10 protein-coding genes, 1 tRNA gene and 1 pseudogene are annotated in these 10,438 nt (G+C 50.1%); 6 read left to right on the top strand and 6 right to left on the bottom strand.

Features of this window, described 5'->3' with window-relative positions; all coding sequences use genetic code 11:
- The 4 genes from BIZ37_RS27470 to BIZ37_RS27455 form a co-directional block, all read right to left on the bottom strand.
- Positions 1-294, bottom strand: a 294-nt coding sequence (locus tag BIZ37_RS27470; RefSeq protein WP_187464235.1) for a PTS sugar transporter subunit IIB, incomplete at its 3' end; no start/stop codon positions are given.
- A 478-nt stretch (positions 295-772) separates the two neighbouring features.
- Positions 773-858: transfer RNA gene (locus tag BIZ37_RS27465), tRNA-Leu, on the bottom strand.
- Between the two features lie 123 nt (positions 859-981).
- Complete coding sequence (locus BIZ37_RS27460) at positions 982-1,323, bottom strand: hypothetical protein (RefSeq protein ID WP_187464234.1); 342 nt, start codon at positions 1,321-1,323, stop codon at positions 982-984.
- Complete coding sequence (locus tag BIZ37_RS27455) at positions 1,323-1,526, bottom strand: hypothetical protein (RefSeq protein ID WP_187464233.1); 204 nt, start codon at positions 1,524-1,526, stop codon at positions 1,323-1,325. The genes BIZ37_RS27460 and BIZ37_RS27455 overlap by 1 nt, the downstream gene beginning before the upstream one ends.
- A 230-nt stretch (positions 1,527-1,756) precedes the next feature.
- Between BIZ37_RS27455 and BIZ37_RS27450 the strand changes: the two genes are divergently transcribed.
- A complete protein-coding gene (locus tag BIZ37_RS27450; RefSeq protein ID WP_187464232.1) occupies positions 1,757-2,251 on the top strand; it encodes an RDD family protein in 495 nt (164 codons plus the stop codon).
- Positions 2,252-2,323: 72 nt separating this feature from the next.
- Here BIZ37_RS27450 and lptG read toward each other — a convergent pair whose 3' ends face one another.
- On the bottom strand, positions 2,324-3,394 hold the full coding sequence (gene lptG, locus BIZ37_RS27445) for an LPS export ABC transporter permease LptG (protein ID WP_187464231.1): 1,071 nt from the start codon (positions 3,392-3,394) through the stop codon (positions 2,324-2,326).
- Complete coding sequence (gene lptF / locus BIZ37_RS27440) at positions 3,394-4,494, bottom strand: LPS export ABC transporter permease LptF (protein WP_187464230.1); 1,101 nt, start codon at positions 4,492-4,494, stop codon at positions 3,394-3,396. Before lptF ends, lptG begins: the two co-directional genes overlap by 1 nt.
- A gap of 196 nt (positions 4,495-4,690) precedes the next feature.
- Between lptF and pepA the strand changes: the two genes are divergently transcribed.
- The 5 genes and pseudogenes from pepA to BIZ37_RS30575 form a co-directional block, all read left to right on the top strand.
- On the top strand, positions 4,691-6,199 hold the full coding sequence (gene pepA / locus BIZ37_RS27435; RefSeq protein ID WP_107299557.1) for a leucyl aminopeptidase: 1,509 nt from the start codon (positions 4,691-4,693) through the stop codon (positions 6,197-6,199).
- Positions 6,200-6,251: 52 nt separating this feature from the next.
- Positions 6,252-6,701, top strand: coding sequence for a DNA polymerase III subunit chi (locus BIZ37_RS27430; protein WP_107299558.1), 450 nt, complete (start codon positions 6,252-6,254; stop codon positions 6,699-6,701).
- A 27-nt stretch (positions 6,702-6,728) separates the two neighbouring features.
- A complete protein-coding gene (locus BIZ37_RS27425) occupies positions 6,729-9,590 on the top strand; it encodes a valine--tRNA ligase (RefSeq protein WP_187464229.1) in 2,862 nt (953 codons plus the stop codon).
- A 206-nt stretch (positions 9,591-9,796) separates the two neighbouring features.
- Positions 9,797-10,267, top strand: coding sequence for a DUF2061 domain-containing protein (locus BIZ37_RS27420; protein ID WP_187464228.1), 471 nt, complete (start codon positions 9,797-9,799; stop codon positions 10,265-10,267).
- A 36-nt stretch (positions 10,268-10,303) separates the two neighbouring features.
- Positions 10,304-10,438: pseudogene (locus tag BIZ37_RS30575) on the top strand (MarR family transcriptional regulator); the annotation flags it as partial.

Genomic DNA, 10,438 nt, shown 5'->3' with positions numbered 1-10,438 from the left:
TGATAAAGCCTGTTCAAGAACCTCCTCACCCTTCATCATCCCGTATGCCATCGGAGAAATCGCATCAATAGGTTTACCATATAAGGTGGCTGTTTTGCGCAACTCTTCTAGCTGAAAACGGACTTGAGGCCCAAGTAGACAGACGTCAAAAGATTGTATGGCATCTTCGAATACTGTTACGGCCTGCGCTTCTATTTGGCACTCAATGCCACGCTCTTCGGCAGCTTTCGTCATTCGCTGGACCAGCATACTGGTTGACATTCCCGCACTACAACACAACAAAATCTTTTTCATTACTCTCTCCAGGGTTCATTTTTAACACTTAAAAACGACAAATAAATATTAGCTAACAAGAAAAACAAAACAAAGCGCAACCGGTTGCATTGAGTGTGAAGAGAATCGCAAATTCATAAACAACGGTTTCATAAATTATTTATTGAAGAACTTTAAATAGAAACTCATCCAATATCCATTTAATAAAAAACAGAGAGATAAATGACTAACCAATCAATATAAATAAGATATATTAAGGATTTTTATTTGGTGATTGATTTACGCAATTAAGAGAAGAAAGGAACTAATTACACGACTACCCTGTGCTTTTATGAGGCCTGCCGCACCAACTGGACAATGAGCGCTGGTTACAATGAAGGTGGTACAGTGAAGAAGTAAAGGTGGTGAAGGATGCAGCCAAACCGTACATAGCTCAAAGCAAGGCTGGCTCCAGATACAACAAAGCCCCGACTTTCGTCGAGGCTTTGTCATTTGAAAATGGTGCCCGGGGCCGGACTTGAACCGGCACAGTTATTCACCGGCGGATTTTGAATCCGCTGCGTCTACCAATTTCGCCACCCGGGCAATAGAGCTCATTCTACGCATCTTGCTTTCCAACGCAATAGGAAAAAGCGGGAAAATAGCTCTTTAAAGTTTGTTTGTTGAGATTTTGAACATTTTAGTTAGCAAAGCACACGCAAAGTCACGCTAACTTCGCCAGAATTGATACAAGAACCGTGGCCCATGACGAAACCACCAGCTGATACCCGTTAGCGAAAATTTATAAGGTAGGAACACACGAAGCCAACTTTGCCGTTGGGTAATACTCAAGGAGCCACCGTGAGGGACACAGATCAGCAGTTGGTGGTTACCAAAAATAAAGGGGGCACGTGATATCGCCTTTGACACGGAAAAACGGCAATATAGCCCAATCAAAGCCAAGAGCATCCTATCACTCGGTACTGTCAGGGTAAGTTGCCGCCCTTGTGCATTGAGGCGAGCGACTTCCCCGCCAACCTCAACCTCAACCTCACCGTCATATTCCAACATTAATCTAGGTTACGTCCCCGGATACTGACGCTACCGTTCACCTTCCAGATAGAGTGCTCCGGCTTGTCGCCAGCCCCACTTGGCACACTGATTTCAACATGGTCAAAATCATAGGTTAGTTCTGCATGCCTTTCTGTTAGCTTGTCATATAGCGCACCGGCTAGTTCAGGCCAGTTCGTGGTGTTGTCATGGTTATCAGCCATTGTTCTTGCTCCTCAATCAAAGTGCCCAGGAACAGGCTATAGAATAGATATCAGTAGTAGCGTAAGGCCCCTCGAGGCACTTTGGCTACTGACTCCAATAAATATAGTGCTGCTAGCCAAAACTGCTGGTTGGATGGCTCTCATTTCCAAGATCCGTATCATTCACCCCTGTAAGTAATATTGCTACACTGCACGCAACACCTTGAAGCTTCGTTAATTTGGAAAACCTTGTGAAAAAGAAGAAACAGCCGGACGTTGAATCCACCAAACAATACCCTAGCCTTTTCCGCCGCCTTGCGGCGTGGCTGTATGACACCCTCGTTATCGCCGCTGTCCTCATGCTTGCTGGCGGCATCGCTATTGGCTTGATGGCAGCCTTAGTCGCCGTTGGCATGGTCGATATTACTGGCTATGAAGATGTCAGCGCTTACATGACCCTGCACCCGGTAGTGGGTATGCTTTACACCGGCTACCTTGCTGTCGTTATTGTTGGCTTCTTTACTTATTTCTGGTGCCAGGCAGGCCAAACTTTGGGAATGCGGGCATGGAAGTTACGTATCCAGAATAAAGATGGTTCGAATATCCGCCCGACCCAGGCAATGATCCGTATGGCAACCTCTGCATTTGGGCTGGGTAACTTGTTGGCACCGTTCAGCAAGACCAAACAATCTTTCCAGGATGCTATGGCTGACTGTGAAATGGTTGTGCTGCCAAAGGTAAACTGATACGCCTCCCCCCAGCCATCCAAATCATAGCTACAAAAAAGGCGCCTAGAGCGCCTTTTTTGAATCCAATGATTAGAGCTTGCGTCGTAATAGGTAGATGGTGATAAACAAGAACACCAAACTCGGCCCTATCGCCCCTATTATCGGGTGGAGGCGGTAGACAATACTCATCGGCCCAAACACTTCATTCGAAATATAAAAACCAAAGCCGAATATGACCCCCGACAGTACCCTTGCCCCCATGGTCACCGAACGTAGTGGCCCAAACACGAAAGACAGTGCCAGCAACATCATCACCGCAATTGAAAAAGGCTGCAGTGCCTTACGCCAAAATGCCAGGGCATAGCGGGATGAGTCCTGTTTGGAATCCTCGAGGTAGTTTTTGTAGTCATAAACCCCTGATAGCGAGAGCTCTTCAGGCTTAAGGGTCACAATGGCCAATTTGTCCGGTGTCAGCGTCGTCTGCCAATGCAACTCAGGCAGACGCTCATTCACCTGCTGATCTTTGCCTAACGTGGTTACCGTTACATTCTGTAGCTGCCAGCCATTGCCTTTCTGATAGGTTGCCGACTCGGCGAAGGTCGAATGCGTCAGTTCATCCTGATCATTAAACTGCCAGATGTTGACCCCATGTAATTCCTTCTGTTCGTGCACCCGGCCGATATAGATAAAGTCGTTATCATCTTTAGTCCATACGCCTTGCTGAACCGAGAGGATATTCCCCCCGGAAGTCCACAAGGCCCTTAGTTCTCGTGCAGCTTTCTGGGCTTCAGGCGCCCCCCATTGGCCAAGCAAAGTGATCATCAACATCAAGGGTACTGCTGTTTTCAACACAGATAGGCCGATATCCAGCTTTGAAAAGCCTGCCGCCTGCATGACTACCAACTCGGAGCTCGACGCTAGCATGCCAAGGCCAATCAGCGCCCCCAGCAACACAGCCATAGGGAAGAACATCTCAATATCGCGGGGGATACTGAGCAACACGTAAATCAACGCTTTCCAAAGGTCGTAGGTGCCATCACCCACTTTGCGCAACTGTTCGACATACTTGATGATGGCCGAAAGCCCCACCAAGGTCGACAACGTGAGGGCCGAAGTCGAAATCAGCGTTCGGCCAATGTATAAATCCAGAATCTTAAACATTAACCACGTCTCCGAAACTTCTCTCTCACTTTACGGATAGCTAAGGTATCCCAACTGTTTAGGCCAATCGCTACGGCAAAAATCACAACATTGATCGACCACAAGCCAATATAAGACGGCAGCCCCCCATCTTCGACCGCGGACTTAGCGGCACTGATAGCAAGGAAATAAGCCAAGTAAATCAATACCGCCGGGACCAGTTTGGCAAAGCGTCCCTGACGCGGGTTCACAGCAGACAGCGGCACAACGATCATCGTCAACAGCGGGATACACAGGACCAGTGACATACGCCACTGGAACTCAGCCTTGGCGGCAAGTTCGGGCCGCTGCATCAACTCAAGGGTTGGCAATGCGTCCCAGTCACGCTTTTTCTCGCGCACAGCCCGCTGGCCAATCAGGGCCTGGTAATCATCGAACTGAGTGATAGAGTAATCCAACCGTGTCGGGATCCCTTCGTAACGGGTACCTTCTTTCAAATCCAGTACCTGGCGGCCGTCTGGCAATTCACTGACATAGCCACGGTCAGCCACCATCACACTCGGGCGCAGTGCATCACGGGCTGATAGTTGGGCAACAAACACTTTATCCAGTCGGCTACCACTATTGGTAATGTCATTGACGAACACCACGCCCTGGCCATCAGGGGCAGCTTGGAACTGGCCTTTCACCAACAAATCAAGGCCGGAGTCCGCCTTCACCTGCTCCATTAACTGTTCGGTTTTTTCTACTGACCAAGGTGCCAGCCACAATGCATTGAAAGCCGCTACCGAGCCGGTGATAATCGCTAGCCACAGCGCGGCCTGAATAAGAAATTTGTTGCCAATACCCGTGGCATTCATCACAGTAATTTCGCTTTCGGCATACAATCGGCCGAAAGTAAGCAAAATGCCGATGTACAAACTGAGTGGCAACATCAGTAGAGCCATCGAAGGCATATACAAACCGAGCAAGGTCACGATCAAATCACTCGGAATGGAACCCTCTGTTGCATCAGCTAGAATGCGAATAAATTTCTGACTGATAAAGACAAGAAAAAGGACAAAAAGCACCGCAAATTGGCTTTTTACTGTCTCACGCGTCAAATACCGAACAATAATCACGCTTTAAATACCCATAGAAAACTTGTTTTTTTACTGGAATCACTATAATTTTTCGGTTAATCAGTTATTTTTTTAATCTTTCGGCTAATTGTTAACCTGCACTTTAATCCTATACCGAATTTGTGGTCCAGCAACATAAGTGCGGCATTATCTAACATTTAGCTTTAATTGTCTTTATTAGGATGTAGGAGTACGCATGGAGTTCAGTGTAAAAAGTGGTAGCCCCGAGAAACAGCGCAGTGCCTGTATCGTCGTTGGCGTATTCGAACCACGTCGCCTTTCTCCCATTGCCGAACAGCTCGACAAGATCAGCGATGGCTATATCAGCTCGTTGCTTCGCCGTGGTGATCTAGAAGGCAAGCCTGGCCAAATGCTGCTGCTTCACCATGTACCAAACGTATTATCAGAGCGTGTATTACTGGTTGGTTGTGGTAAAGAGCGCGAACTTGATGAACGCCAGTACAAGCAGATCATCAAAAAAACAATTAGCACCCTGAACGAAACCGGTTCGATGGAAGCGGTTTGCTTCCTGACAGAACTGCACGTCAAGGGCCGTGACACCTACTGGAAAGTCCGCCAGGCCGTTGAAACCACTAAGGACAGCCTGTATACCTTCAATCAGTTCAAGAGCAGCAAACCAGAGACCCGCCGTCCACTGCGCAAATTGGTATTCAATGTACCTACCCGCCGTGAACTTTCTCTTGGCGAGCGCGCGATCGCCCATGGTTTGGCTGTCGCCTCTGGTGTAAAAGCCGGTAAAGACTTGGGCAACATGCCACCAAACGTAGCAAACCCAGCTTACTTGGCTTCACAGGCCCGTCGCCTAGCGGATGACTTTGATACTGTCAGCACCAAGATCATTGGCGAGCAGGAAATGAAAGAGCTGGGCATGACTTCATACCTAGCCGTTGGCCAGGGCTCGAAAAACGAAGCCATGATGTCGGTGATCGAATATAAGGGCAACCCTGATTCAGATGCCAAGCCAATTGTTCTTATCGGTAAAGGCCTGACTTTCGACTCCGGCGGTATCTCTATCAAGCCATCTGCCCAGATGGATGAGATGAAATACGACATGTGCGGTGCAGCAACCGTCTTCGGGGCAATGAAAGCACTGGCGAAGCTTAACCTGCCAATCAATGTCGTCGGTATTCTGGCTGGCTGTGAAAACATGCCAGGTGGCGGTGCCTACCGCCCGGGTGACATCCTGACAACCATGTCAGGCCAGACAGTAGAAGTGCTGAATACCGATGCCGAGGGCCGCTTGGTCCTTTGTGATGCACTGACTTACGTTGAGCGCTTCGAGCCAGAATGTGTTGTCGATGTAGCGACCCTGACGGGTGCCTGTGTGGTTGCACTGGGTAACCATATCAGTGGCCTGCTTTCAAACCACAACCCGCTAGCTCACGAGCTGATCAACGCTTCCGAGCAAGCTGGCGACCGCGCATGGCGCCTGCCAATGAACGATGAGTATCAGGAGCAGCTGGCAAGCCCGTTTGCCGATATGGCGAACCTGGGCTCACCGGGTGCAGGTACGATTACCGCAGGTTGTTTCCTGTCTCGTTTTGCCAAGAAATACAACTGGGCACACCTGGACATCGCAGGTACAGCTTGGGTCGGTGGCAAGGCGAAAGGGGCAACCGGTCGTCCGGTCCCATTGCTGGTCCAATTCCTGCTCAACCGAGCCGGCCTAGAGAACGTCGAGTAACATTGACGCTAAAGGGGGCCAAACGGCCCCCTTCGTTTATAGAGTAAACGCCATGACTCATGCTACTTTTTATATAATCAGTGAACAGCAACATGCAGAGGATAACGACTTCCAGCTGCATTTTGCCTGTCATCAAGCAGCAATGAGTTACCGCCAGGGCCACAAAGTCTACTTGCTTGCTGCCGACAAAGCACAAGCAGAACAGATAGATGAGTATTTATGGCAGCTGGATCCCGATAACTTCGTGCCCCATAACCTGATAGGTGAAGGCCCCCGTGGCGGTTCACCGGTCGAGATTGGCTGGCCCGGACTGCGCCACAGCGGACGGCGCGGGATCCTGATTAATTTGGGGCTCGATGCACCAAATTTTGCCGTTACCTTCTCACAAGTGGTAGACTTCGTCCCTTGCGATGAAAAACAGAAGCAATTGGCACGCGAACGCTACAAGCAATATCGCCAGGCTGGTATCCAGCTCAACACCGCCAATGCTGCGACGCCCTAATTCCACATAGATCCTTCTAAGAGCGCTATGGAAAAGACATACAACCCACAATCAATTGAAAAGGCGCTGTACCAGCGCTGGGAAGAGGCTGGTTACTTCAAGCCTCACGGTGACACATCAAAAGATGCCTACAGCATCATGATCCCACCGCCGAACGTCACAGGTAGCCTGCACATGGGCCACGCGTTCCAGGATACCATCATGGATACCCTGATCCGCTGTGAGCGTATGAAGGGCAAGAACACCCTATGGCAAGTCGGTACTGACCACGCGGGTATCGCTACCCAAATGGTTGTGGAGCGTAAGATTGCTGCCGAAGAAGGCAAGACCAAGCACGACTACGGCCGTGACGCTTTCATCGATAAAATCTGGGAGTGGAAAGGTGAGTCTGGTGGCACTATCACCAAGCAGCTTCGTCGCCTAGGCGCTTCTGTAGACTGGGAGCGTGAGCGCTTCACGATGGACGACGGCCTGTCTAACGCCGTTCAGGAAGTTTTCGTTCGCCTGTTCGAAGAAGACTTGATCTACCGCGGTAAGCGTCTTGTTAACTGGGATCCGAAACTGCACACCGCCATTTCAGATCTTGAAGTAGAAAACAAAGACAAGAAAGGCCACATGTGGCACTTCCGCTACCCGCTGGCTGACGGCGTGAAAACGGCTGAAGGCAAAGACTACATCGTGGTAGCGACTACCCGTCCGGAAACCATGCTGGGTGATACCGGTGTGGCAGTCAACCCAGAAGATCCACGTTACAAAGATCTGATCGGCAAAGAGATCCTTCTGCCTATCGTTGACCGCCGTATTCCAATCGTTGGCGACGAACACGCTGACATGGAAAAAGGCACAGGTTGTGTGAAGATCACTCCTGCACACGACTTCAACGACTACGAAGTGGGCAAGCGCCACAGCCTGCCTATGATCAACATCCTGACGTTCAATGCTGATATCCGTGATGCGTCTGAAGTGTTCACCACTAATGGCGAACCAAGCGATGCCTACAGCACAGAGCTACCGGAAAAATACCACGGCATGGAACGCTTTGCTGCACGTAAAGCTATCGTTGCCGAGTTCGACGAGCTGGGCCTACTGGACGAAATCAAAGACCACGACCTGACCGTACCTTACGGTGACCGTGGTGGTGTGGTTATCGAGCCAATGCTAACTGACCAGTGGTACGTGCGTGCGGCTCCTCTAGCAGAACCTGCTGTTGCTGCGGTAGAAAACGGCGACATCCAGTTCGTACCCAAGCAATACGAAAACATGTACTTCTCTTGGATGCGTGATATCCAGGATTGGTGTATCTCGCGCCAGCTTTGGTGGGGCCACCGTATCCCTGCTTGGTACGACAACGACGGTAACGTTTATGTTGGCCGCAGCGAAGAAGAAGTTCGCGAGCAGAACAACCTGGCACCGGTTGTCGTTCTTCGCCAGGACGATGACGTGCTGGATACTTGGTTCTCATCTGCCCTTTGGACGTTCGGTACCCAAGGCTGGCCTGAGCAGACTGAAGATCTGAAAGTGTTCCACCCATCAGATGTACTGGTAACAGGTTTTGACATCATCTTCTTCTGGGTTGCCCGCATGATCATGATGACCATGCACTTCTGCAAAGACGAAAACGGCAAGGCGCAGGTTCCGTTCAAGACAGTTTACGTAACGGGTCTGATCCGTGACGAAAACGGCGACAAGATGTCGAAGTCAAAAGGTAACGTACTTGACCCAATCGACATGATCGACGGTATCGGTCTTGAAGACCTAGTTGAAAAGCGCTGTGGCAACATGATGCAGCCACAGCTGGCCGCAAAGATCGAAAAGCAGACACGCAAGACTTTCGAAGACGGTATCGAACCTTACGGTACTGATGCCCTGCGCTTTACCCTTGCTGCCATGGCTTCTACCGGCCGTGACATCAACTGGGACATGAAGCGCCTTGAGGGTTACCGTAACTTCTGTAACAAGCTATGGAACGCCAGCCGTTACGTACTGATGAATACAGAAGATCAAGATTGTGGTTTCGCTGCTGATGCCGAGCTTGAGTACTCACTGGCTGACAAGTGGATCGAATCCCAGTTCGAGCTAGCTGCGAAAGAGTTCAACGGCCACATCGACAACTTCCGTCTGGACATGGCTGCGAACACTATCTACGAGTTCATCTGGAACCAGTTCTGTGACTGGTACCTAGAGCTGACCAAGCCGGTACTGTGGAAAGGCACTGAAGCACAGCAACGTGCAACACGCCGCACCCTGATCACCGTACTTGAGAAGACATTGCGTCTGGCTCACCCAGTGATCCCATACATCACCGAAACTATCTGGCAGAGCGTGAAGCCGCTGGTAGACGGTGTTGAAGGTGACACTATTATGCTGCAGGCACTGCCTCAGTACGATGAAGCAAACTTCAACGAAGAAGCACTGGCTGACATCGAGTGGGTGAAGAGCTTTATCACCAGCATCCGTAACCTGCGTGCCGAGTACGACATTGCCCCAAGCAAACCGCTTGATGTGATGCTAAAAGCCGCAGACGACAAAGATGCCGCACGCCTTGAAGCGAACAAGCAAGTACTGGTTTCCCTAGCCAAGCTAGAGAACATCCGTGTACTGGCTGCCGGTGAAGAAACGCCTGCTTGTGCAACCTCCCTGGTTGGCAAGTCTGAGCTGATGATCCCAATGGCAGGCCTGATTGACAAAGACGCTGAGCTCGATCGCCTAGCGAAAGAAATCAAGAAGACCGAAGGTGAAATCAAGCGTATCGAAGGCAAACTGGGCAACCAAGGTTTCGTGGCTAAAGCGCCAGAAGCGGTTGTTGCCAAAGAGCGCGAGAAGCTTGATGGTTACAAAGAAACTCTTGTGAAACTGGCTGAGCAGCAAGCAACTATCGCTGCGCTGTAATTACCAGCACCACACTTGATTCAAAGCCGGCCATGCGCCGGCTTTTTTATTGCCAGCCAGCCCACTGTGACCTCCTTCATAAATCCTTCTACTCACCCAGACCGTATTCTGTCATAGAGCACACCTATCGAAGTGATAGATGATAATAGATTGCAAATGATAATAATTATCACTAATATCTAGTTTCAACTGAGGGAGAGTCCACCATGAAAAAGACCATTAGCTTTGCCATTATCCACTTTTTTGTCGCATTCAGCGTTGCTTACTTACTGACGGGCGAAATCCTGATCAGCAGCCTTATTGCTATGATCGAGCCAATGGTCAACACGGTGGCCTTCTATTTTCATGAGAAAGCCTGGCAGACCAAAGCACTGCTTCGCAGTGGCTATGCCAACCCAGGCCGTAAAACGTTCAGTTTTGCCGTCGTGCACTTTAGCGTTGCTTTTGCAGTTGCCTACCTACTGACTGGTGATGTACTGATCGGCAGTGTGATGGCAATGATTGAGCCGGCTATCAACACGGTTGCCTACTACTTCCACGAGCGTATCTGGCAGAAGAAAACCGCACAACAAGCAGCGAAAGAAGCCCTTGGTCACCTTGCCTGCCACCATGGTGAACTGCAGCAGTACACAGATGTCAGTGACATTGCGGTTGACAACGTTGTGAGAAGCAACTAATTTTGATTGCACTACGCAACCAAAAGAGACCACTCCATGGACGCAGCTTCCCTCAGGGCCCAATCCCGCCTCCTCGTGCGGGAATTGGGTATGCTTGACCGCCAATGCGGTAACCTCGAAATAACCCCGGTCCAGGCCCACGCCCTGATAGAACTGGAAAACCAACCACTT

The organism is Photobacterium sp. BZF1, assembly GCF_014349205.1.
Lineage (GTDB): Bacteria > Pseudomonadota > Gammaproteobacteria > Enterobacterales > Vibrionaceae > Photobacterium.
The sequence above is the reverse complement of the archived record's forward strand: the minus strand, read 5'-3'. Positions and strand labels throughout refer to the sequence as shown.

Coding starts and splice junctions, on each gene's coding strand:
- BIZ37_RS27460 (WP_187464234.1), bottom strand. CDS start 1,323: ATGTTGGAATATGACGGTGAGGTTGAGGTTGAGGTTGGCGGGGAAGTC.
- BIZ37_RS27455 (WP_187464233.1), bottom strand. CDS start 1,526: ATGGCTGATAACCATGACAACACCACGAACTGGCCTGAACTAGCCGGT.
- lptG (WP_187464231.1), bottom strand. CDS start 3,394: ATGTTTAAGATTCTGGATTTATACATTGGCCGAACGCTGATTTCGACT.
- pepA (WP_107299557.1), top strand. CDS start 4,691: ATGGAGTTCAGTGTAAAAAGTGGTAGCCCCGAGAAACAGCGCAGTGCC.
- BIZ37_RS27430 (WP_107299558.1), top strand. CDS start 6,252: ATGACTCATGCTACTTTTTATATAATCAGTGAACAGCAACATGCAGAG.
- BIZ37_RS27425 (WP_187464229.1), top strand. CDS start 6,729: ATGGAAAAGACATACAACCCACAATCAATTGAAAAGGCGCTGTACCAG.
- BIZ37_RS27420 (WP_187464228.1), top strand. CDS start 9,797: ATGAAAAAGACCATTAGCTTTGCCATTATCCACTTTTTTGTCGCATTC.